The sequence below is a fragment of the Enterobacter sp. RCC_40 genome (assembly GCF_041360735.1).
GTDB classification, from domain to species: domain Bacteria; phylum Pseudomonadota; class Gammaproteobacteria; order Enterobacterales; family Enterobacteriaceae; genus Enterobacter; species Enterobacter ludwigii.
The window spans coordinates 1,197,973-1,219,815 of sequence record NZ_JBFUPR010000001.1 but is presented as its reverse complement, the minus strand read 5'-3'; the positions used below and the strand labels follow the sequence as shown (position 1 = coordinate 1,219,815).

General features: G+C 56.0%; 19 protein-coding genes. 13 read left to right on the top strand and 6 right to left on the bottom strand.

Translation table 11 applies throughout. From position 1 onward, the window contains the following. Positions 1 to 34 precede the first annotated feature (34 nt). The gene (locus tag AB6731_RS05660; protein ID WP_014169916.1) at positions 35 to 1,024 is read right to left on the bottom strand and encodes a 2-hydroxyacid dehydrogenase; all 990 of its coding nucleotides are present in this window, start codon (positions 1,022 to 1,024) and stop codon (positions 35 to 37) included. Positions 1,025 to 1,485: 461 nt separating this feature from the next. Between AB6731_RS05660 and AB6731_RS05655 the strand changes: the two genes are divergently transcribed. From AB6731_RS05655 to AB6731_RS05635, 5 genes are all read left to right on the top strand, one after another. Then, the gene (locus AB6731_RS05655; protein ID WP_113656167.1) at positions 1,486 to 2,241 is read left to right on the top strand and encodes a DUF4225 domain-containing protein; all 756 of its coding nucleotides are present in this window, start codon (positions 1,486 to 1,488) and stop codon (positions 2,239 to 2,241) included. Between the two features lie 2 nt (positions 2,242 to 2,243). Then, a complete protein-coding gene (locus AB6731_RS05650; protein WP_113656168.1) occupies positions 2,244 to 2,567 on the top strand; it encodes a hypothetical protein in 324 nt (107 codons plus the stop codon). Between the two features lie 217 nt (positions 2,568 to 2,784). Beyond that, entirely contained in the window at positions 2,785 to 5,424 is a 2,640-nt protein-coding gene (locus AB6731_RS05645; RefSeq protein ID WP_371006022.1) for a YdbH family protein, read from the top strand. Continuing rightward, positions 5,421 to 5,612 carry a YnbE family lipoprotein gene (locus AB6731_RS05640; RefSeq protein ID WP_014169918.1) on the top strand — a complete coding sequence of 64 codons (192 nt, stop codon included), beginning with the start codon at positions 5,421 to 5,423 and terminating at the stop codon, positions 5,610 to 5,612. Before AB6731_RS05645 ends, AB6731_RS05640 begins: the two co-directional genes overlap by 4 nt. 7 nt (positions 5,613 to 5,619) lie before the next feature. Further along, positions 5,620 to 5,937, top strand: coding sequence for a YdbL family protein (locus AB6731_RS05635; protein WP_014169919.1), 318 nt, complete (start codon positions 5,620 to 5,622; stop codon positions 5,935 to 5,937). On the opposite strand, the gene feaR is transcribed toward AB6731_RS05635, so the two are convergent. Next, the gene (feaR, locus tag AB6731_RS05630) at positions 5,938 to 6,846 is read right to left on the bottom strand and encodes a transcriptional regulator FeaR (RefSeq protein WP_014169920.1); all 909 of its coding nucleotides are present in this window, start codon (positions 6,844 to 6,846) and stop codon (positions 5,938 to 5,940) included. Between the two features lie 241 nt (positions 6,847 to 7,087). On the opposite strand from feaR, the gene AB6731_RS05625 reads away from it, so the two are divergent. Next, positions 7,088 to 8,587: an aldehyde dehydrogenase family protein gene (locus AB6731_RS05625; protein WP_014169921.1), complete on the top strand. Its 1,500-nt coding sequence runs from the start codon at positions 7,088 to 7,090 to the stop codon at positions 8,585 to 8,587. A 41-nt stretch (positions 8,588 to 8,628) separates the two neighbouring features. Here the strand turns inward: AB6731_RS05625 and AB6731_RS05620 are convergent, their stop codons facing one another. The 4 genes from AB6731_RS05620 to paaZ all read right to left on the bottom strand — a co-directional run bounded on the left by AB6731_RS05620 (position 8,629) and on the right by paaZ (position 16,432). Further along, on the bottom strand, positions 8,629 to 9,735 hold the full coding sequence (locus AB6731_RS05620) for a GGDEF domain-containing protein (protein WP_068794588.1): 1,107 nt from the start codon (positions 9,733 to 9,735) through the stop codon (positions 8,629 to 8,631). A 74-nt stretch (positions 9,736 to 9,809) separates the two neighbouring features. Beyond that, positions 9,810 to 11,783, bottom strand: a complete 1,974-nt coding sequence (locus AB6731_RS05615; protein WP_068794589.1) for an alkyl/aryl-sulfatase — start codon at positions 11,781 to 11,783, stop codon at positions 9,810 to 9,812. 167 nt (positions 11,784 to 11,950) lie between these two features. Further along, positions 11,951 to 14,227 carry a primary-amine oxidase gene (tynA, locus tag AB6731_RS05610; protein ID WP_059306799.1) on the bottom strand — a complete coding sequence of 759 codons (2,277 nt, stop codon included), beginning with the start codon at positions 14,225 to 14,227 and terminating at the stop codon, positions 11,951 to 11,953. 165 nt (positions 14,228 to 14,392) lie between these two features. Next, on the bottom strand, positions 14,393 to 16,432 hold the full coding sequence (gene paaZ, locus AB6731_RS05605) for a phenylacetic acid degradation bifunctional protein PaaZ (protein WP_371006019.1): 2,040 nt from the start codon (positions 16,430 to 16,432) through the stop codon (positions 14,393 to 14,395). Between the two features lie 284 nt (positions 16,433 to 16,716). On the opposite strand from paaZ, the gene paaA reads away from it, so the two are divergent. Genes paaA through paaG form a run of 7 tightly spaced genes read left to right on the top strand, consistent with a single transcriptional unit; the run spans position 16,717 to position 21,842 of the window. Next, a complete protein-coding gene (gene paaA, locus AB6731_RS05600) occupies positions 16,717 to 17,646 on the top strand; it encodes a 1,2-phenylacetyl-CoA epoxidase subunit PaaA (RefSeq protein ID WP_371006017.1) in 930 nt (309 codons plus the stop codon). Between the two features lie 11 nt (positions 17,647 to 17,657). Further along, entirely contained in the window at positions 17,658 to 17,945 is a 288-nt protein-coding gene (paaB, locus tag AB6731_RS05595; RefSeq protein ID WP_003857353.1) for a 1,2-phenylacetyl-CoA epoxidase subunit PaaB, read from the top strand. A gap of 8 nt (positions 17,946 to 17,953) precedes the next feature. Then, on the top strand, positions 17,954 to 18,700 hold the full coding sequence (gene paaC / locus AB6731_RS05590) for a 1,2-phenylacetyl-CoA epoxidase subunit PaaC (protein ID WP_371006015.1): 747 nt from the start codon (positions 17,954 to 17,956) through the stop codon (positions 18,698 to 18,700). 14 nt (positions 18,701 to 18,714) lie between these two features. Further along, on the top strand, positions 18,715 to 19,212 hold the full coding sequence (gene paaD / locus AB6731_RS05585; protein WP_277492176.1) for a 1,2-phenylacetyl-CoA epoxidase subunit PaaD: 498 nt from the start codon (positions 18,715 to 18,717) through the stop codon (positions 19,210 to 19,212). A gap of 7 nt (positions 19,213 to 19,219) precedes the next feature. Next, positions 19,220 to 20,290, top strand: a complete 1,071-nt coding sequence (gene paaE, locus AB6731_RS05580; protein ID WP_025204282.1) for a 1,2-phenylacetyl-CoA epoxidase subunit PaaE — start codon at positions 19,220 to 19,222, stop codon at positions 20,288 to 20,290. Then, positions 20,287 to 21,054: a 2,3-dehydroadipyl-CoA hydratase PaaF gene (gene paaF, locus AB6731_RS05575; RefSeq protein WP_014169929.1), complete on the top strand. Its 768-nt coding sequence runs from the start codon at positions 20,287 to 20,289 to the stop codon at positions 21,052 to 21,054. The genes paaE and paaF overlap by 4 nt, the downstream gene beginning before the upstream one ends. After that, positions 21,054 to 21,842 carry a 2-(1,2-epoxy-1,2-dihydrophenyl)acetyl-CoA isomerase PaaG gene (gene paaG / locus AB6731_RS05570; RefSeq protein WP_131701768.1) on the top strand — a complete coding sequence of 263 codons (789 nt, stop codon included), beginning with the start codon at positions 21,054 to 21,056 and terminating at the stop codon, positions 21,840 to 21,842. Before paaF ends, paaG begins: the two co-directional genes overlap by 1 nt. Position 21,843 lies beyond the last annotated feature (1 nt).

Here is a 21,843-nt window from a genome sequence, read left to right as displayed (position 1 = left end):
CCGGGCAGGGCAGAGCCGCACCCGGCACACGGGTTTACACGATAGCGTTAGGGCACTCTTCACCCTTTTCCAGCTGCTGCAAGTTCCCCAGCGTGGTTTCTGAAATGCTGATCAGCGCTTCGGCAGTCAGAAACGCCTGGTGTCCGGTGAACAGGACGTTATGGCAGGCAGACAGACGGCGGAATACGTCGTCCTGGATCACGTCATTAGATTTGTCTTCAAAGAACAGATCGCGCTCATTCTCATACACGTCCATCCCCAGCGCGCCAATCTTCTGAGTTTTCAGCGCTTCAATAGCGGCCTGGGAATCAATCAACCCGCCGCGGCTGGTGTTGATGATCATCACGCCATCTTTCATCTGGTCAAACGCCGCCTGGTTGAGCAGGTGGTAGTTTTCCGGCGTCAGCGGGCAGTGCAGGGAGATAACGTCAGACTGTGAAAACAGCGTCGGCAGGTCGACATATTCCACGCCCAGATCCAGCGCGGCAGCGCTTGGGTACGGATCAAACGCCAGCAGACGCATACCAAACCCTTTCAGAATGCGCAGGGCGGCGACGCCAATCTTACCGGTACCGATAACGCCCGCGGTTTTACCGTACATGGTAAAGCCGGTCAGTCCTTCCAGAGAGAAGTTGGCATCACGGGTACGCTGATAAGCACGGTGAATACGACGGTTCAGCGACATCATCATACCGATGGCATGTTCCGCGACCGCTTCCGGAGAATATGCCGGGACGCGGACCACCTTCAGCCCCAGCTCTTTTGCGGCATCAAGATCCACGTTGTTGAAGCCAGCGCAGCGCAGGGCGATATATTTCACGCCCTGTTTTTTCAACTCTTCCAGCACCGGACGGCTGCCATCATCATTCACAAAAATGCAAACGCCTTCACAGCCGTGCGCCGTTTTGGCAGTTTTTTCGGACAGCAGAAAGTCGAAAAATTCAAGCTCGAACCCGTAAGCCTCGTTAACATGTTGCAGATACTTTTTGTCGTACTGCTTTGTGCTATATACCGCGAGTTTCATAAGACTTTCTCCAGTGATTTTGCATTCACGTTAGCATGATTAAAATTATCTTACAATTTCTGAAATATTATTGAATTCAATTAGTTCTATCAATTATTTTAGAGCATCTTTACCCGTTAACTCTATGATATTCAATCTACACCCCTGCTTAAGTATAGATTTGATGCACCCTGGGGCGGAGGTGTCAGAAGGTGGGCGGGTTAGAAGTATTTACCTCATGTCGCTGGTTGGGTTGTGCAGGAGAGGAAAACCTTCATTGTGCTCAAAATGGCGATTTCGATGATGAAATGGCATAGTTTGAGATGTTCGCAACTTACGATGTAATTGAGATCTCAGGTGAGTGGCGCCAGGGGTGATTTACCATGTAAGAGTTGCTTTGCCGAAATGGTTGAGCCTTTTGAATGTACTGTCATCAAATGTAATACTGTTACTACCATTTGAAAAAATGATATGGAGGTCAAATGTACAACCATAACCGGGATAAAAGTCATTTCGAAAGTAAAGCACTAGAGATCGAGAATATTGCGCAGCGCATTGCCACCAAGCATTTGCTATATGGTACCTCTGCCATGTTTTTTGAAGTTCAACAACTTGTTAGCCGTATAAGAAGGGAGATTGAATCACATTGTCTAACCTGGTCTGGTGGCATTCAGATTCTTGATGAAGAGATACATCACCTTCAAGAGCAGGATGATCTTCTCACTTTCAATAAAGCTAAGATATTCATAGTGGTTGAAAAAGATCGGACAACTACTACAACGCTAGCGCTAAAGCAGATTGGCTTTGTTGCCGGTGGCGCACAAGTGTATGGAGGAGCCAGTTTATGCGTAGGCTCGCTTGGACTTGCTTGTGCTGCTTATGGCGCACCTATGATTGCTCATGGACTGAATAATATGTATGAAAATGGATATTATCTTCTATATCGCGAAGATCAGTCAGGAACTCTGCGAGATGCTTATCGTTATGCCGCAGCGAAACTCGGGTATGGGAATAATGAAGCTGATTTAGTCTATGGGGCGGTTGATATTTCCTTATCAGCATATGGTGCAGGCAGGAAAGTTCTGGGGCCCAGAGAAAAATCATGGAGCTTGTTTCATAATATCCAGTCCGATTATATCAGAGGATGGCAAGAAGCTTCCAAAACCGCAATGGCTCTGGATTTAACAAGTGGAAGCGTTACAGGATGGCAGATGTACCAGATTGCTAAAGAGAATTGATTATGTCACCACAACTTGAGTTATCCCTAAACCCACCTATGTGGCCCGCTTTTTGCTATTTTATTGTATCTATTGCAATTTTTGTCATCCTGTATCTGGGGAAGATAAAAATCAACCGACTCCGCAAATACCCTCTCTTCATTGCTTATACATTGCTCGTGATTGCAGTCGCTGCCGTACAGATAAACATTTTTGCGAATGGGCATGAGTTTGTGAATGGATTTTTGCACATAGATTTTGATCCTTATCGGTATGACTCGGTGTACTGGGGTTCCCTGGTTTTTGCGATGGTTTACCTGCTGGCAATGCCGCGCAACAAATTCTAACTTTTGACGTTACAACGCTGAAAGTCATCTTGAAATACAGTCTAACCCATTGAATTTAAGGTGACTTATTGACGTTAAGTATAATAAAATTTTTAGCGCATACGGTCAGAGCATCTATCCTTAAATTTGGCATTCTCTTCAACTGACTGGCTAAACATGCGACAATGATCGGCACTGTCGGCTTAATTCTTTCGCTAAATCAGGATATTAACTGCCCATGAGGGGTACATACAAAGCCGCAATTGCGCTCTTACTGCTGTTCATTCTGGTGCCGCTGACGCTGCTGATGACCCTTGCCCAGTGGGTACCAACCCTTGCTGGGGTCTGGCTTCCCGTCGGGACACGCATCGCCTTTGAACAAAGTCCCAGACTCACGCGTCATGCCCTGATCATCCCCGATCTTCGCTATCTTGTGGATGACTGCGAAATTGCCCGAGTCGATAACGCGACCCTGTCGCACCCCAGCCGCTGGAAACTGGATGTCGGCGCGCTCGAACTGAACTCCGTTTGCCTCAATAAAATTCCCCAGTCCGCACCGTCCACGGTCGCGCCCAAAACGCTGGCGCAGTGGCAGGCGGTGTTACCGAATACCTGGCTTATTGTCCATCGTCTGACGCTCTCGCCCTGGCAGCAGTGGCAGGGAGAACTTCAGGCGTCGCTGACGCCCGCGCGTCAGGAGATTGCCTACAAAGGTGAGCAGGTCAGTATTAAAGGGATGCTCCGCGGTCAGACCCTCTCTGTCACCCAGTTCGATGTACAACTTCCCGACCAGCCACAGCCGATAAAACTGGTGGGACAATTCACCCTGCCGCTGGTGCCGGACGGCGTGCCGGTTAAAGGCCATGCGGTTGCGACCTTTAACGTGCCACAGTTAACCTCGCTGGTCGATGCCGATCTCGACTGGGAAGCCAATCAGGGGCAACTGGTGGTCATGGCGCGGGATAACCCCGATCCGCTGCTCGATCTGCCGTGGCAAATAACCGCGGAACAGCTGAATATCAGTGACGGACGCTGGAACTGGAACCTTTCCGGCATGCCGCTGAGCGGGCGGGTTGGCCTTCGTGTCGATAACTGGCAGGCGGGGCTTGAGAAAGCGACCCTGACCGGGCGTCTGAATGTGCTCACTCAAGGGGATGCGGGGAAGGGCAACGCGGTGCTGAATATCGGACCGGGCAGGCTCAGTATGGAACAAAGCGACATGTCGCTTCATCTGAGCGGCGAGGCGAAACATAACGACCTGGTGCTCTATGCCAGACTGCCGGCAAAACTGACCGGAAGCCTGTATGAACCGCAGCTCTCCTTTGAGCCGGGCGCGCTGCTGCGCTCACGTGGTCGCATTATCGATTCACTGGATATTGATGAAATTCGCTGGCCGCTGGCGGGCGTCAGGCTGACCCAAAAGGGTGTCGATGGACGCCTGCAGGCCATTTTGCGGGCGCACGAGAACGAGATGGGTGATTTTGAACTGCATCTGGATGGCCAGGCCAGTGACTTTTTACCCGACAACGGCCTGTGGCAGTGGCGCTACTGGGGCAAAGGGGGCTTCACCCCAATGAATGCGCGCTGGGATGTTGCCGGAAAAGGCGAATGGCGCGACAAACTTATTGAGCTGACCGCGCTTTCAACCGGTTTCGACCAGCTCAAGTACGGTGCCATGGAGGTCAGTAAACCCCGTCTGGTGCTGGATAACCCGGTGCGCTGGTATCGCGATCCGGACAAGCCGACGTTCAGCGGAGCGCTGTCGCTGAATGCCGGGCAAACCCGTTTCAGCGGCGGCAGCGTATTGCCGCCGTCGGTGCTGACCTTCAGCGTAGACGGAACAGACCCGACACTGTTCCAGTTCAAGGGCGATCTGCATGCCGATGCTATCGGACCGGTACAGGTGAACGGACGCTGGGACGGGGAACGCCTTCGCGGGCAGGCCTGGTGGCCGAAACAATCGCTCACCGTGTTCCAGCCGTTGATCCCGCCAGACTGGAAAATGACGCTGCGTGACGGCGAACTGTATGCGCAGGTGGCCTTCTCGGCCGCCGCGGGTCAGGGCTTTGAGGCGGGCGGTCACGGCGTGCTGAAAGCCGGTAGCGCCTGGATGCCAGACAACCAGATCAACGGCGTCGACTTTGTCCTGCCGTTCCGGTTTAGTGAGGGCACCTGGTCGCTGGGAACGCGCGGCCCGGTAACCTTGCGGATTGGCGAGGTGGTAAACCTGGTGACCGCGCGGAATATCACGGCGGACCTGCAGGGTGACTACCCCTGGAGTGAGGCGAACCCGCTTCTGCTCACCAATGTGAAGGTGGAAACCCTCGGCGGAAAAATCACCATGCAGCAGTTGAGGATGCCGCAACACGATCCGGCGCTGTTGCGGGTAGACAATATCTCCTCCAGCGAGCTGATCAGTGCCGTTAATCCGAAGCAGTTTGCGATGTCTGGCCCGGTGAGCGGGGCGCTGCCGTTCTGGCTGGACAATGAAAAATGGATCATCAAAGATGGCTGGCTGACCAACCCCGGTCCGATGACGCTGCGTATCGATAAAGACACGGCGGACGCTATCGTAAAAGATAATATGGTGGCGGGCGCCGCAATTAACTGGCTGCGCTATATGGAAATTTCTCGCTCGTGGACAAGAATCAATTTAGATAATCTGGGTGAATTAACCATGCAGGCGACCCTTAAGGGAACCAGCCGGGTAGAGGGTAAAAGCAGCTACGTTAATCTGAACTATACCCATGAAGAGAATGTCTTTACCCTCTGGCGCAGCCTGCGTTTTGGAGACAACCTGCAAACCTGGTTTGAGCAACACGCGGCAATACCTGGTATCCGCAGTTCGACTGGCAAGGAAAGTGAGGAACAACAATGAAAAAGATGGCTGGTGTGCTCACCGTTGCCGTTGCCGCGCTACTGACCGGCTGTACGCCGCGCATTGAAGTCGCCGCGCCGAAGGAGCCGATTACCATCAATATGAATGTCAAAATCGAACATGAGATCCACATTAAGGTCGATAAAGACGTTGAAACCCTGCTGAAATCACGCAGCGATCTGTTCTGAGGATGCCATGAAACGATTAGCTCTGATGTTACTGGCGCTCGGCATGAACGTGCAGGCGGCAACGCTGACCTTAAATGACGCCCGGACGCAGGGGCGCGTGGGGGAAACCCTGAGCGGTTATCTTGCACCAATCAAACAGGATGCGGAAACCCTGGCGCTGGTCAATCGCATTAACGCCGCGCGCACGGAAAGCTATCAGAAGCTGGCTGACAGCAACAATCTGCCGGTGGATGAAGTGGCGAAAATGGCAGGGCAAAAGCTGGTTGCCCGCGCCCAACCGGGCGAGTACGTGAAAGGCATCAACGGGAAATGGCTGAAGAAGTAGTTAGCGAAAGCGCTTACGATATTCGCCAGGCGAGACGCCAAAACGCTGCTTAAAGGCGGTTGAAAAATGGCTGTGGTCGGAAAAGCCCCAGCTGTAGCCAATGCCCGCCAGCTTTTCATCATCGCTGGCGGAGCGCAACACTTGTGCGCACAGGTCGAGACGGCGGTTTTTAATGTACTGGGCGACCACCAGCCCCTTATCAGCAAACATGCGGTAGAGGCTTCGCACCGACATCCCGCTCTGTGCAGCAATCCATTCCGGTCGCAGTGATTCAGACTGAATATGATCGTCAATCAATGACAGCACATTGCGGAACAGGCGTTCTTTACGTGGCTGAGCCACGTCGCGCTGCTGGAACGCGGGGCGAAGCAGACAGATCATCGCTTCCAGCGCCGCTTCACTCTCCCGGTCACTCAGATCGGCATTCCCCATACTTTCCATCAGCAGGTGGTGGCTTAACTGAACGGTGGGCAGCGTGCGCGAAAGGGTGAGCGCGCAGCTTACCTCCTGAAAACGACACTGTTGCTCAATAATCTGGCGCGGAACCAGCAGCGAAATCTGGCGGGATTTTTCATGCCAGGCAATGGAGCATGGGCGGGAAGCATCAAGCAGCGTGATATCGCCGGTCTTCAGCACCGCGCGGCGGTCGTCCTGTTCAATCTCCGCGCTGCCCTCCAGCTGAAATACGGTATAGAACCAGGCATCGTTACTGTCGTTAATCTCATGGCGGGAGCGGAACAGGTTAACGCCACCTGCGGTTACGGTGCTTAACTTCAGGCTACGGGCATAGCTGGTTTCCAGCTCGCCGACGAATTCCCCCTCCAGCGGACGCGCATTAAAACGCCCGCAGACCTGGTTAATTTGTGCCAGCCACTGTTGATACTGTTCCTCTTCGCTTGCACACGCCATCGCTTATCTCGCTGCACCGTCAATGTTTTTGCATTGTTGCATTTGTGTTGCATTTTGTCAGAGCTATGAGGCTGACTATAGGAAAGAACACTCACCGGTAACAGCGTTATAAGACGGAATTATCACGATTTGCGGAGCCTGTCACAGGTGGCAAAGCGAATGTCACAGAGACAAAAGCGAGAATCCAAAACCCCTCTTAGACTGCATTAACACCCTGCGAATAAAAACGAAGGAGTACCCTATGTCTGAATCTCAGGTAGCCGTTCAGCCTGCCGTACAGCAGTTTTTAGACCGACATCATGGCCTGTGGATTGAAGGGCGTCAGGCCGCGTCGGACAGTGAAAAGCGGCTCAATGTCTATAATCCGGCTACGGGCGACGTCATCGCCTCCACCGCCGATGCCAGCGTTGATGATGTCGACCGCGCCGTGATGTCCGGCTGGCGTGCATTTGTTGCCCGTAGCTGGGCCGGAAAATTACCGGCGGAGCGTGAGCGTATCCTGCTGCATTTCGCCGATCTGGTTGAGCAGCACAGCGAAGAGCTGGCCCAGCTTGAGACGCTGGAGCAGGGGAAATCCATTCATATCTCTCGCGCCTTTGAAGTGGGCTGCACCCTGAACTGGATGCGCTATACCGCAGGGCTTACCACGAAAATTGCCGGTAAAACCCTCGACCTCTCCATCCCCTTACCGCAGGGGGCCCGCTATCAGGCGTGGACGCGCAAAGAGCCGGTTGGCGTGGTGGCCGGGATTGTGCCGTGGAACTTCCCGCTGATGATCGGGATGTGGAAAGTCATGCCTGCGCTGGCGGCGGGGTGTTCCATTGTCATTAAGCCTTCAGAAACCACGCCGCTCACCATGCTGCGCGTGGCGGAACTGGCAAGTGAAGCGGGCATCCCCGACGGGGTGTTTAATGTGGTCACGGGAAGCGGTGCGGTGTGCGGTGCCGCGCTGACCTCACATCCGCATATTGCCAAAGTGAGCTTTACTGGCTCAACGGCGACAGGCAAGCAAATTGCCCGCGCGGCGGCGGATACGCTCACGGGGGTGACGCTGGAGCTGGGGGGTAAAAACCCGGCTATCGTGCTGAAAGATGCTGACCCGGCCTGGGTAATTGAAGGCCTGATGACCGGCAGCTTCCTGAACCAGGGGCAGGTTTGTGCGGCGAGCTCCCGTATCTATATTGAAGCGCCGCTGTTTGACACGCTGGTCAGCGGGTTTGAGCAGGCGGTGAAATCCCTGAGCGTCGGGCCGGGCATGTCGCCGGAGGCGTTCATCAACCCGCTGGTCTCGCGCGCGCACTGCGATAAAGTGCAGACCTTCCTCGACGAGGCAAAATCGCGCAATGCGGAGTTGATCACCGGTAACCGGGGGCCGGATGGCAAAGGTTATTACGTGTCGCCGACGCTGGTGGTGAACCCGGATGCCGCGCTGCGACTCACCCGCGAAGAAGTGTTCGGCCCGGTGGTCAACCTGGTGCGCGTCGCGGATGGCGAAGAAGCGCTGGCGCTGGCCAACGACACCGAATACGGGCTGACGGCCAGCGTCTGGACGCAAAATATCAGCAAGGCGCTGGAATACACCGACCGGCTGCAGGCGGGAACCGTCTGGGTGAACAGCCATACGCTGATCGACGCCAACCTGCCGTTTGGTGGCATGAAGCAGTCCGGCACCGGGCGCGATTTCGGCCCGGACTGGCTGGATGGCTGGTGTGAAACCAAATCGGTATGTGTACGGTATTAAAACAAAGCGTGTCGGGCTGGCGCAACGGCCACCCGACACGGCTATCGTGACCAGCGGTCCCGTCCGGCCGCTTTCGCCCGGTACAGCGCCTCATCGGCGCGGGCGATAATCTCCGTCCCCGCCAGTCCCTCTGCCATTCCTGCAATGCCCATGCTTACGGTGACGTGATCGCTGACTTTTGAGGCATCGTGCGCTATCGCTTCCGCGCGCAGGCCGTCCTGAATACGCATGGCAACTTTTTCGGCTGTGTTTTCCGGGCAATCAAAGAGGATCACCACAAACTCTTCACCGCCGTAGCGAGACACGACATCGTCAGGTGTTCGCACTGACTGCCGGAGCACCTGCGCCACGCGGGTCAAACATTCGTCACCGGCCTGATGACCATAGGTGTCGTTGTAAAGTTTGAAATAATCTATATCCAGCATAATCAGCGAGAAGGCTTTTTTCTGCTCAACGGCATTCTCCAGCACCACTTCCATCTTGCGACGGTTGGCGGTCTGGGTTAACGGATCCTGATGCGCCAGTGCTTCCAGCCGCGAAATCAACAGCTGGTTTTGCTGGTTACGTCGCCAGGCTTCATCAAACCAGCTTATCAGGATGAAACGCCCGCAGAGCAAAATCAGCGTAAAGACGGTCCAGACGGCGGCAAAATGAAGGTTGACACCATCATTGAGTACCCAGCTTGCGACCGGTAGCGTGACCCAGAGCGGGATCACGAAGGAGAGTAACCCACGGGGGTAAAAGTAGAGCGCCGTCAACCCGGCGAGTAACAAAATCGCACACAGGGGCCAGACGTGGGGCAGCAACAGATCGGTGATAAACCAGAAACAGGATATCGACCAGATGACGCTACAGAAAAAGAGCACCACGCTGATACCGGCAATACGTCGCCAGGCCATGATGATTAACGCGGCTGACAGAATAATAATGCCGAACATCGAGGCATCAATAAACTTCAGCAGAGGCAGCGACCGGAGGTAGAGGGGGTCGTCGGGCTTAAGCGAGACGTGGCGCAGCAGGATCATCACGGCGAAGCTGATGTTGACGAATGCCAGCCACGGCAGGTTCATCGCCAGCCCGTGCATGACCATCGCCTGACGCGTCGGCCAGGCAGCCCGCTCTGGCGTCGTTTTTTTTCTTTTTTCCATAAATGCTCTTTACCCTTTCCTGGGAGCAAGTGAAGCAGGAACGGGCGGAAGGACCGCCCGTCTGTTTTGCACCGTTACGGTGTCACAATATTAAACCAGAAATCGAACTTATCCATATAGCCAAGCATAGCGTCCAGTTTGGCACTGTCGCCGCTGATCTTGATATCGCCACTGTCCTGCGCCTGTTTCAGCGTGACTTCTTTCAGGATAATTTTATTCAGGGTATCACGGTTCAGGGTAAGCGTAGCGTCAGCGTCTTTCGCTTCGGCATTTGCCGTGTGGTTCAGCACGCCGTTTTCCAGTTCAAGTTTGTATTTGCCGCCATCGCTGCCCAGATCGATGTTAAACACCGATTTGGCATCGCCGGCTTTTTGGCCATTGATATGAACGGCAAGGTAGTCGAAGAACATCTCTGGCGTCATCGCCCGCACGGTATCCGGGCTGGCGGTGTTCGGGGTCGGGCCTTTCACCACGCCGTTACGCAGCTCTTGCGCGCCGGTCAGGTAGAAGTTGCGCCACGGGCCGGATTCCGCCTGATAACCCAGCTGTTCCAGCGCATCTGCTTCGAGATTACGCGCGGCCTGGTTGTTCGGGTCGGCAAACACCACTTTACTCACGACCTGCGCCACCCAGCGATAGTTGCCCTGATCGAAGTCAGTTTTCGCTTTGTTCAGAATGGCCTCCGCGCCGCCCATATACTCAACGAATTTCTTCGCAGCCTCTTCAGGTGGCAGTTCATCCAGCGTGGCGGGATTACCGTCGAACCAGCCCAGATAGAGCACATAGGTGGCTTTAACGTCATGGCTGACAGAACCGTAGTAACCGCGGTTAGCCCAGATATGGGCGAGGGAATCCGGGAGTTTGAAATTAGCGGCGATTTCATCACGCGTCAGGCCTTCATTCGCCATGCGTAACGTCTGGTCGTTGATGTAACGGTAGAGGTCGCGCTGGCTCTTCAGCAGTGTGACGACATTATCATTGCCCCAGGTTGGCCAGTGATGCTGTGCCATGATGATGTCGGCTTTATCGCCCCAGCGCACAATCGCCTGGTTAATATATTTTGACCAGGGCAGCGGTTCACGAATTTTTGCGCCGCGCAGCGAGTAGGTGTTATGCAGCGTATGGGTCACATCCTCTGCGGATTCAATGATTTTTTTCTCTTCGATAAACCAGAGCATCTCTGAAGGTGCTTCAGAGCCGGGGGCCAGCATAAAATCGTAGGTCAGCCCGTCAATGACCTCTTTTTGTCCGTCTTTTTCAATGATGTTAGTCGGTGCGATAAGGGTGACGGTACCGGCGGACGTGGTCGTCCCCAGACCCGCACCCACTTGTCCCTTTGCATCAGGCTTCAGCAGGTTGCCATACATATAACTGGCGCGACGACTCATAACGTTGCCCGCCATGATATTTTCCGCAACCGCCGCCTCCATAAATCCGGAAGGGGCATAAACTTTTACCTTGCCAGCCTTCACGTCTGCTTCATCAACCACACCCCGCACACCGCCATAGTGGTCAACATGACTGTGGGTATAAATCACCGCCACGACCGGTTTTTGGCCGCGATTTTTGTAATAAAGATCCATGCCGACTTTGGCGGTTTCTGCCGAGACCAGCGGGTCAACGACGGTAATCCCTTCTTTGCCTTCGATGATGGTCATATTTGACAGATCGAGATTGCGGATCTGATATACCCCTTCGGTAACTTCAAACAGACCGCTGATATTAATCAGCTGGGATTGACGCCATAAACTGGGGTTTACCGAATCCGGCGATTTATCACCTTCTTTAATAAATGAATACTGTTGGGGATCCCAGATGACATTGCCTTGTTCGCCTTTGATAACGTCCTGAGGAAGTGGAGCGATAAATCCTTTATGGGCATTGGTAAAATCAGTGTTATCGGAGAAAGGAAGCTGGTTAAAAAGGGCATTGTTGGCTTGTTGTGTTGCGGCAGACGCGTCCTTTGGTGCTTCCGCCGCATAAGAGGGACTGTTGGACATGATCATTCCAGCCAGCACGAAACTTCTGACAATCAGATTCAATTTCATTTAAAACCTCTCAGAGAAAGTACTACGTCGTTTGTGAAAACTTCGCGTCCTGGCTGAAAATGTTTCAAAAGATGCAATCGGAATGTGTGGAGTAAAATAACTATAATCAGGATGAGATATTCAGCAAATAAACGAATAAAAAACCGGGCATTACGCCCGGTCTGTTTTTATTTCTGCGCGTCTTTTTTCCTGCCGAGTGTCGGCGTTTCGTCGAAGAAGTTCCACGGTTTGAGCAGGGTATGCACCCATTCCGTTGGCATGATTGGCCACTCTTCGGCGCGCGCGACGTGGGTTGTGCCGGTGGTCATCCAGACCACGTCATCCTGATCGTTTAGCGACTCGTTATCTTTGCTGTATTTGCCAAGCCCCGTATCGTGGGTTGAGCGATTTGGGAATTTGCCCTCCGGGTACATCTCATCCGGATGGTAACGCGTGACCCACAGCTGTTTATCCATAAAGCTCAGGCGGTGATAGATCCACTCGTCCGGGGCAAACTTCGCGCCGGTCGCCACCGGGTGCGTCCCCCCGGCGTAAGGGATTATCTGATACGAAATTGGGTTCCCCATGCGGTTCTCTTTGCTGGTGTTGCTCAGCAGACGAATGGTGCCCGGGTCAAATTTCTGCGCCGCCTGCTGCTCGGTATCAATAGCGTACTGATTGATCTGCATGGTGCTGGTTCGCGGGCCGCCAGCGGTGTTCGGTTTCACTTGTGGATCCATTGCCACCAGCGTGTTGTTGATGCCATCCACATCCATATCGAGACGGAAGTTATAGATGTGCTGGTGGGTGGTCCCGACGATGTTGTGATCAATTAATGTGCCGTATCGGGTATCGTCTTTGGCAGTAGGGTCATGCATCGTTTTCGCCTGTACGCCTTTCACCGCCTCAATCCCCGTTGCACCGGCATCAATCCCGATGGTGCCATTTTCGTGGAATACCCAGTCGAAAATGTAGTCGTAGTTGCCAACGGTGCTCACCCAGCGAACCACCAGCTCGCGCCGCTCGGTACTGACGTTAGGCTGACCCATCTCCTGGTGTTTATATTCCGGTCCTGCGTAGCGTTCAAAAATGGCGATGGCACGGGGGATCTCCATCGGCGCACCGGTATAATCGGCAATGGTTTCATTGAGCATCACGGCGTTGGACGGCACGTCTTTGCCGCGCACCAGCGGAGAGGTCAGGGTGCCCATACCATAGTCGCCGGAATCCAGATAGGCTTTGAAGTACCAGCCCACGTCAGGGTCACCGTAAGGGACGATCATCCCGCCCAGGGAGCCCTGATACATAATCTGGCGTTTTTTGCCGTTGTCATTGTAGGTGACGGTAGAAATCATTGGGCCCACGCGGGAATCCAGACTGAGATGGAAATCCCAGTTCTGCCAGTGAATCATATCGCCGGTAATGGTGTAGTTTTTGCCTTCTGGTTCAATGATGTTAAGCGGTTTTTTCGGCGTGTTGATGCGGTCACGTCCATCATACGGACGCGGCGTCATCGGCACCGGCACAACGGCACCTTCTTCAATCTTCTGGATCTTCTTCTGCTCAAGGTCGACCACTGCCACCAGGTTCTCAATCGGGTGCGCCCAGTAGTTGCCGTCGCCCACGTCCAGATAGCTCACCACTTTCAGCAACCGGTCTTCCTGTTTCAGGCCATCTTTGCCGTCAAAATAGCCGACGGTCAGTGGCGTGGTGATCACTTTCTTCGTATCGGTAATGCCGCGCTTTTTCAGAACCTCGGCAAACTCTGCACTCTCGTTGATGATCTGCTGAACGGTCGCAAAATCATCCAGCAGCACCATGCCGTGGGCATCTTTAACGGCGTCCCAGCGCAGGATCTTTTTATCCTTCAGGTCCACCAGACTTTCAATAACGTGTTTCCCGTCCAGCATGGTGATGTTCGCCTGGCGGGGAGAGTCCACCGCCGTGCCGTTGAGCACAAAGTCCCACACTTTGGCTTTCTCGGGTTCGGCCAGGGCTATCTGGGTGAAGCGGGTGTTCGGTTTAAAATCCGCAGAGCCTTTCACAATCTCCACGGCTTGCTTAATTTCGTCAGCCGTTAGCGCGTTTAACGGGTGAGGGCGTTTTTCAACCTGGAAGGTCTGGTCGAGACCCGACTGGAAAACGTCGTTGATGAAGGTCTCGGAGATGAACGCTTTTTTGCCTTTCATGACCACCGGCACCTGCAGCGTGAGGGTTTTGCCGTTCACAATAGCGGTTTTCGCGCCGGGCTTGACCTTCACATATGCCCCGTCCTTTGCAATGGTGAACATCTGTGCGTAATCATCCCACTGCACATCGGCGCCAAACGCCTGCAGCGTTTTGTCCATCGGGACCATATGCGCCTCACTGCCGTGTGCGAAAACAGGTGATTGCCAGGCGCAACACAGCGCAACGGCCATAGCCAGTGCCGTTCTACGGGCAGAAAAAGAAGAATTGCTTCCCATCGTAGACCTCATCTTGTTGTGTTTATTGTGTTGTGACAGCCTTATCCTGACAGGCGCCCGAGAAAAGCGTTTGCCTGCATCTGCCAGGTTATTTGTTAGTCTTGCCAGGTTAAAAAAAGACCGGGGCAATATCACACCCCGGTCAACGTGCGAGAGAGGAACGTGTCAGAAGTCGCCGTGCTGGCGCGCCACCAGCGTCAGGATGGAGTAGAGCGCGACCGCCTGCTGGTGCTGGTTAAAGATCTCAACGGCCCATTCGACCACGCCGGTCGGCTTCTCATCGGCGGTCCGTTGTTTCTTCAGCGTTTTACGTTTACAGGTGAGGCGCACCTGAATGGTATCGCCCGGCTTAACCGGTTCGATAAAGCGCAGGTTTTCCATGCCGTAGTTGGCAATCACCGGCCCAACGCCGGCATCAACAAACAGACCCGCCGCAGCAGAGATCAGGAAGTAACCGTGCACCACCCGTTCGCCAAAGATGGATTCAGCCGCGCCGATTTTGTCCATATGGGCGTAGAAGTGATCGCCGCTCAGGCAGGCAAAGTTAACGATATCGGCTTCCGTCAGGGTGCGGCGCGGGGTCAGCAGGCTGTCGCCCGGCTGCAGTTCTTCAAAGTATTTCCGGAACGGATGAACGCGATCTTCCTGAACCGCAGCACCCCGTACCCACTGTTTGCCGATGGCGGCAAGCATGGTCGGGCTGCCCTGAATGGCGGTGCGCTGCAGATAGTGCTTCACCGCACGCAGTCCTCCCAGCTCTTCACCGCCACCTGCGCGGCCAGGACCGCCGTGCACCAGCTGCGGCAGCGGAGAGCCGTGTCCGGTGGACTCCCTGGCGGATTCGGCGTTAAGGATCTGAATTCGTCCGTGCGCCCGCGCCGCGCCGGTAATAAACTGGCGGGCGATTGCCGGGTCGGCGGTGACCAGCGTACCGGCCAGACTCCCGCCACCCGCCCGTGCCAGCTGCATCGCGTGGTCTGAATTGCGGGAGGGCATCAGCGTGGCGACCGGCCCGAAGGCTTCGGTGTAATGCACGGCGGGGGTTTCATCTGGCTGTGGGCAGAAAAGCAGCGTCGGCGGGAAGAATGCCCCCGCAGCCTGCAGATCGGCTTTTCCGCCGAGTCTGACCTGGCAACCCGCCGCAATCAACAGATCGACTTTCTCCTGCACGTCCGCGCGTTGCTCGCCGTTCACCAGCGCGCCCATCTTCACCCCGTCCTCTGCCGGGTCGCCGACGACCACGTTTTGCAGCCGTGCGATCAGCGCCTGGCTGACGGCATCCATCTGATCCTGAGGCACAATTATGCGGCGGATGGCGGTACATTTTTGCCCTGCCTTGGCGGTCATTTCGCGTACCACTTCGCGAATAAACAGCGCGAATTCTGGCTGTTCCGGCGTCACATCCTCACCCAGAACGCAGCAGTTGAGGGAGTCGGCTTCCATGGTAAAGGGAATGGAATTCGCCACGATATTCGGGTGAATGCGCAGGCTCTGGCCGGTGCTGGCGGAGCCGGTAAAGGTCACCACATCCTGGCTGTCGAGATGATTCAGCAGATCGCCCGCGCCGCCGCAGACAAGGCTGATAGCACCGTCCGGCACCAGACCGCTCTCCACAATCGCTTTCACCATCGCCTGCGCGACCTGCGCGGTAGCGGTGGCGGGTTTGATAATGGCAGGCATCCCCGCAAGCCAGGTGGGCGCCAGTTTTTCCAGCATTCCCCAGCACGGGAAATTAAAGGCGTTGATATGGACCGCCACGCCCGATTTTGACGTCAGTACGTGACGCGCAGCAAAGCCGCCTTCCTTCGACAACGGGATCAACTCATCTTCCGGCCAGAGTGTGTCATCAGGCAGCTCGCGACTCCCCAGGCTGGCATAGGTGAACAGCGTCCCGATCCCACCCTCAATATCCACCCAGCTGTCCGCTCGGGTCGCCCCGGTCTGGGCAGACAGGGCATAGAACGTCTCTTTCTCACTAAGCAGATGTTTCGCCACCGCCTTCAGCATGGCGGCACGGTCGATAAAGGTCATGGCGCGCAGGGCTTCGCCGCCACGCGCGATCGCATAGCGACGTGCATCCGCCATGTCCAGCCCTTCGCTGGTCACGGACCACAGCGCTTCGCCACTGATGGCGTGATGGATAGTACGTTCGCGGCCCCGGCCAGACTGCCAGGTGCCGGACAAGAAGCTGGCTAACTGCTGCATCGCTTATCTCCAAGTGTTACGTAATTTCACTATCAATAGTTTAATCATGAATCATAAAAAGCAAGCTGAGTTTTAATGAATTGTTAACATTGTGATCCAGCGTAATGAAGTGGAAGGCCGGAAGCCCCGTTGTGCAGGCCTTATGCAAAAAGCCTTGCGAGCACCATCACAAAATAGGGAAACATTTCTTGGGGTTATATTTAACCTTTGTGTAACTTTTAAGAAATGAAGTGATTCAGCATTTCACTTTTGGTGGTAAATAATCGAATCATAAAGGTGATGACGTGACGCAAGAACAACGCTTTGAGCAGCGCATAGCGCAGGAGACGGCGATTGAGCCTCAGGACTGGATGCCTGATGCCTATCGTAAGACGTTGATCCGCCAGATTGGTCAGCACGCGCACTCCGAAATTGTCGGCATGCTGCCGGAAGGAAACTGGATCACCCGCGCGCCGACGCTGCGCCGCAAAGCGATCCTGCTGGCGAAAGTGCAGGACGAAGCCGGGCACGGTTTGTACCTCTACAGCGCGGCCGAGACGCTGGGCTGCGCGCGGGAAGACATCTACCAGAAGATGCTCGACGGCAAGATGAAATACTCCTCCATCTTCAACTACCCGACCCTGAGCTGGGCGGATATCGGGGTGATCGGCTGGCTGGTGGACGGTGCGGCGATCGTCAACCAGGTGGCGCTCTGCCGTACCTCATATGGCCCCTATGCCCGCGCGATGGTGAAAATCTGTAAAGAAGAGAGTTTCCACCAGCGTCAGGGCTTTGAAGCCTGTATGGCGCTTGCGCAGGGGGGTGACGCCCAGCGTCAGATGCTGCAGGACGCCATTAACCGCTTCTGGTGGCCCGCTCTGATGATGTTCGGCCCAAACGATGACAACTCGCCGAACAGCGCCCGCAGCCTCGCCTGGAAAATCAAACGCTTCGGCAATGACGAACTTCGCCAGCGCTTTGTCGACAACACGGTTCCGCAGGTAGAAATGCTGGGCATGACGGTTCCGGATCCTGACCTGCGTTTTGACGAAGAGAGCGGTCACTACCGCTTTGGCGAGATCGACTGGCACGAGTTTGATGAGGTCATTAACGGGCGCGGTATCTGTAACCACGAACGTCTGGCTGCCAAACGTAAAGCCTGGGAAGACGGGGCGTGGGTGCGTGAAGCCGCACTGGCGCACGCGGAAAAACAACACGCCCGCAAAGTGGCTTAAGAGGAAACACGATGAGCAATGTCTACTGGCCGCTGTACGAAGTGTTCGTACGCAGCAAACAAGGGTTGTCCCACCGTCATGTGGGAAGTCTTCATGCCGCCGACGATCGCATGGCGCTGGAAAATGCGCGTGATGCCTATACCCGTCGCAGTGAAGGCTGCTCTATCTGGGTGGTGAAGGCGAGCGAGATTGTCGCCTCTCAGCCGGAAGAGAGCGGCGAGTTCTTCGACCCGGCGGAAAGTAAGGTTTACCGCCATCCTACGTTTTACACCATCCCTGATGGCATCGAGCACATGTGAGGTCAGGGATGAAAACATTATCCGCATATGCCCTGCGTCTGGGCGACAACGGTCTGGTGCTCTCCCAGCGTCTGGGCGCCTGGTGTGGTCACGCGCCGGAGCTGGAAATCGATCTCGCGCTCGCCAACATCGGCCTCGACTTGCTGGGGCAGGCGCGCAATTTCCTGACCTATGCCGCAGAGCTGGAAGGTCAGGGCGATGAAGACACCCTGGCGTTTGGGCGTGATGAACGCCAGTTTCACAACGTGTTGCTGGTGGAACAGCCTAACGGCAGTTTCGCCGACACGCTCGCGCGCCAGTACTTTATGGATGCCTGGAACGTAGCCCTGTATGAACGCCTGACCCACAGCAGCGACAGCCAGCTTGCCGCCATCGCCGCGAAAGCCATTAAAGAGGCGCGCTACCACCTGCGCTTCAGTCGTGGCTGGCTGGTGCGTCTGGGTGACGGAACGGAAACATCTTCACAGCGTATGCAGCAGGCGGTCGACACCCTGTGGCGGTTTACGGCCGAGCTGTTTGAAGCCGATGACGTCGAGCTGGCGTTGATTGCCTCCGGCGTCGCGGTTGATCCGCGCGAGCTTCGTCAGCCGTGGGAGCAGGAAGTGTTTTCCGGTTTGCAGGAGGCCATCCTGAGCGTGCCGTCGGAAGTGGCGTATCGCACGGGGGGCAAGCGCGGGCTGCATACCGAACATCTCGGCCCAATGCTGGCAGAAATGCAGTATCTCCAGCGCGCCCATCCGGGTCAGCAGTGGTAAGTACGGAGGTGAAGATGCAGCGTTTTGCCGGGATTGCACCCGCGGAGATCCCTCAAATCTGGTCGCTGTTAAGCCAGATACCGGACCCGGAAGTGCCGGTGTTAACCATCACCGATTTAGGTATGGTGCGTAACGTATCGGCGCAGGGCGAAGGCTGGGTTATTGGCTTTACGCCAACCTATTCAGGCTGCCCGGCGACGGAACATTTGCTTGGCGCGATTCGCGAGGCGATGACGGCACACGGCTTTACGCCAGTGCATATTGTGCTGCAGCTCGAACCGGCCTGGACCACTGACTGGATGACGGCGGATGCGCGTGAACGCCTGCGCGCATATGGCATCAGCCCACCGGTGGGCCACAGCTGCCACGCGCATGCCCCGGCCGAGGTGAGTTGCCCACGCTGTGCCAGCACACATACCTCGCTTATCAGTGAATTTGGTTCGACGGCCTGCAAAGCGCTTTATCGCTGCAACGACTGCCGTGAGCCTTTCGACTATTTCAAATGTATTTGAGGTTGCCATGACAACGTTTCATTCATTAACAGTGGCAAAAGTGGAACCCGAAACCCGCGACGCGGTGACCATCACTTTCGCGGTACCCCAGGCGTTGCAGGACGCCTATCGCTTTCGTCCCGGACAACACCTGACCCTGAAAGCGAAGCTGGGTGAGGATGAGCTGCGTCGCTGCTACTCCATCTGCCGCAGTACCGCGCCGGGTGAGATCAGCGTAGCGGTGAAAGCCATCGAGGGCGGACGTTTTTCCCGCTATGCCCGGGATGAGATCAAACAGGGCATGGCGCTGGAGGTCATGGTGCCGCAGGGCCAGTTTGGTTACCAGCCGCGCGCCGACCGGGAAGGGCACTATCTGGCCATTGCCGCGGGTTCAGGCATTACCCCAATGCTGGCCATCTTGTCCGCCACGCTCGCCACCGAGCCGAACAGTCATTTCACCCTAATCTACGGCAACCGCAGCAGCCAGAGCATGATGTTTCGCGAGGCGCTTGCCGATCTGAAAGACAAATACCCGCAGCGTCTGCAGCTGGTCGCCATCTTCAGCCAGGAGGTGCTCGACAGCGATCTGCTGCATGGACGTATCGACGGTGAGAAGCTGCAGGCGCTGGCGAAAACCCTGATCAACTTCCGCCAGTACGACGAAGCCTTTATTTGTGGCCCGTCGGCCATGATGGACGACGCGGAAGCGGCGCTGAAAGCGCTGGGGATGCCAGAGAAATCGATTCACCTTGAGCGTTTTAATACGCCAGGCTCGACCGGCAAACGCACGGTCAGCGTGCAGGCTGAAGGGCAGAAAGTCACCGTGCGTCAGGACGGTCGCGACCGGGAAATTACCCTCACGGCAAACGATGAAAGCATTCTTGATGCCGCCCTGCGTCAGGGCGCCGACCTGCCTTATGCCTGCAAGGGCGGCGTATGCGCGACCTGCAAATGCAAAGTGCTGCGTGGCAAAGTTGATATGGCGACGAACTACAGCCTTGAGCCGGACGAACTGGCGGCCGGGTATGTGCTGAGCTGTCAGTCGCTGCCGTTAACCGCTGACGTGATCGTCGATTTTGACTCCAGGGGGATGGCATGAGCGAACTGATGGTCACCCGTCATGGTCGTGTCCTGCAGCTGACGCTTAACCGTCCGGCGGCACGCAACGCGCTGAATAACGCCCTGTTAGAGCAGATTGCTGACGCGCTCGACGCCGCTGCGGCCGATCGCGATCTCTCCGTTTGCGTGATTTACGGCAACGCACGCTGCTTTGCTGCCGGCGCAGATCTCAACGAAATGGCGGAGAAAGACCTGCCTGCCACCCTGAACGATATCCGTCCCCAGCTGTGGGCCCGGATCAACGCCTTCAACAAACCCCTGATTGCCGCCGTCAACGGCTTCGCGCTGGGCGCGGGCTGCGAGCTTGCGCTGCTGTGCGACGTGGTGATTGCCGGGGATAACGCCCGTTTTGGTCTGCCGGAAATTACGCTCGGGATCATGCCCGGGGCGGGCGGTACGCAGCGCCTGATTCGTAGCGTGGGCAAATCGCTGGCCAGCAAAATGGTGCTGACCGGGGAGAGCATTACCGCGCAGCAGGCGCAGCGCGCCGGGCTGGTCAGCGATGTGTTCCCGGCTTCATTGACGCTGGAATATGCCCTGAAACAGGCGGCGCTGATGGCACGACACTCACCGCTGGCGCTCCAGGCGGCGAAGCAGGCGCTGCGCCAGTCTCAGGAGGTTTCCCTGCAGGCCGGACTGGTCCAGGAGCGACAGCTGTTTACGCTGCTTTCAGCGACCGAAGACCGGCGAGAAGGCATCGACGCATTCTTACAGAAACGTACCCCCGACTTTAAAGGACGCTAATCGTGGAATTTATTCTCAGTCATGTAGAACAAGGCGTGATGACCCTGACGCTGAACCGTCCGGAGCGTCTGAACAGCTTTAACGACGTGATGCATCAGCAACTCGCTGAGTGCCTGAAGCAGGCCGAGCGCGATGACACCATCCGCTGTCTGCTTATTACCGGGGCGGGGCGCGGCTTCTGCGCGGGTCAGGATCTTAATGACCGCAACGTCGACCCTAACGGTCCGGCGCCGGATCTGGGAATGTCCGTGGAGACGTTCTACAACCCGCTGGTTCGCCGTCTTGCGACGTTGCCGAAACCGGTGATTTGCGCGGTCAACGGCGTGGCCGCCGGGGCCGGGGCCACGCTGGCACTGGGGTGTGACATGGTCATTGCCGCCCGTTCTGCCACCTTTGTGATGGCTTTCAGCAAGCTCGGATTAGTGCCGGACTGCGGGGGAACATGGTTCCTGCCGCGCGTCGCCGGGCGCGCCCGCGCAATGGGACTGGCGTTGCTCGGAGACAAACTCAGCGCCGAACAGGCACACGCCTGGGGGATGATCTGGCAGGTGGTGGATGACGAACACCTCTCCGCCACGGCCCAGCAGATGGCGCTGCACTTTGCTTCTCAGCCCACCTTTGGTCTGGGGCTGATTAAGCAGGCGATTAACGCGGCAGAGACCAACACCCTCGACGCCCAGCTTGACCTGGAGCGCGATTTTCAACGTCTGGCCGGTCGCAGCGACGACTACCGGGAAGGGGTCAGCGCCTTCCTTGCCAAACGCGCACCGACATTCACGGGGAAATAAG

What these genes read in the sequence shown, in the direction of transcription:
- AB6731_RS05660 (WP_014169916.1), bottom strand. Translation starts at nt 1,024, where the DNA reads ATGAAACTCGCGGTATATAGCACAAAGCAGTACGACAAAAAGTATCTG.
- AB6731_RS05655 (WP_113656167.1), top strand. Translation starts at nt 1,486, where the DNA reads ATGTACAACCATAACCGGGATAAAAGTCATTTCGAAAGTAAAGCACTA.
- AB6731_RS05650 (WP_113656168.1), top strand. Translation starts at nt 2,244, where the DNA reads ATGTCACCACAACTTGAGTTATCCCTAAACCCACCTATGTGGCCCGCT.
- AB6731_RS05645 (WP_371006022.1), top strand. Translation starts at nt 2,785, where the DNA reads ATGAGGGGTACATACAAAGCCGCAATTGCGCTCTTACTGCTGTTCATT.
- AB6731_RS05640 (WP_014169918.1), top strand. Translation starts at nt 5,421, where the DNA reads ATGAAAAAGATGGCTGGTGTGCTCACCGTTGCCGTTGCCGCGCTACTG.
- AB6731_RS05635 (WP_014169919.1), top strand. Translation starts at nt 5,620, where the DNA reads ATGAAACGATTAGCTCTGATGTTACTGGCGCTCGGCATGAACGTGCAG.
- feaR (WP_014169920.1), bottom strand. Translation starts at nt 6,846, where the DNA reads ATGGCGTGTGCAAGCGAAGAGGAACAGTATCAACAGTGGCTGGCACAA.
- AB6731_RS05625 (WP_014169921.1), top strand. Translation starts at nt 7,088, where the DNA reads ATGTCTGAATCTCAGGTAGCCGTTCAGCCTGCCGTACAGCAGTTTTTA.
- AB6731_RS05620 (WP_068794588.1), bottom strand. Translation starts at nt 9,735, where the DNA reads ATGGAAAAAAGAAAAAAAACGACGCCAGAGCGGGCTGCCTGGCCGACG.
- AB6731_RS05615 (WP_068794589.1), bottom strand. Translation starts at nt 11,783, where the DNA reads ATGAAATTGAATCTGATTGTCAGAAGTTTCGTGCTGGCTGGAATGATC.
- tynA (WP_059306799.1), bottom strand. Translation starts at nt 14,227, where the DNA reads ATGGGAAGCAATTCTTCTTTTTCTGCCCGTAGAACGGCACTGGCTATG.
- paaZ (WP_371006019.1), bottom strand. Translation starts at nt 16,432, where the DNA reads ATGCAGCAGTTAGCCAGCTTCTTGTCCGGCACCTGGCAGTCTGGCCGG.
- paaB (WP_003857353.1), top strand. Translation starts at nt 17,658, where the DNA reads ATGAGCAATGTCTACTGGCCGCTGTACGAAGTGTTCGTACGCAGCAAA.
- paaC (WP_371006015.1), top strand. Translation starts at nt 17,954, where the DNA reads ATGAAAACATTATCCGCATATGCCCTGCGTCTGGGCGACAACGGTCTG.
- paaD (WP_277492176.1), top strand. Translation starts at nt 18,715, where the DNA reads ATGCAGCGTTTTGCCGGGATTGCACCCGCGGAGATCCCTCAAATCTGG.
- paaE (WP_025204282.1), top strand. Translation starts at nt 19,220, where the DNA reads ATGACAACGTTTCATTCATTAACAGTGGCAAAAGTGGAACCCGAAACC.
- paaF (WP_014169929.1), top strand. Translation starts at nt 20,287, where the DNA reads ATGAGCGAACTGATGGTCACCCGTCATGGTCGTGTCCTGCAGCTGACG.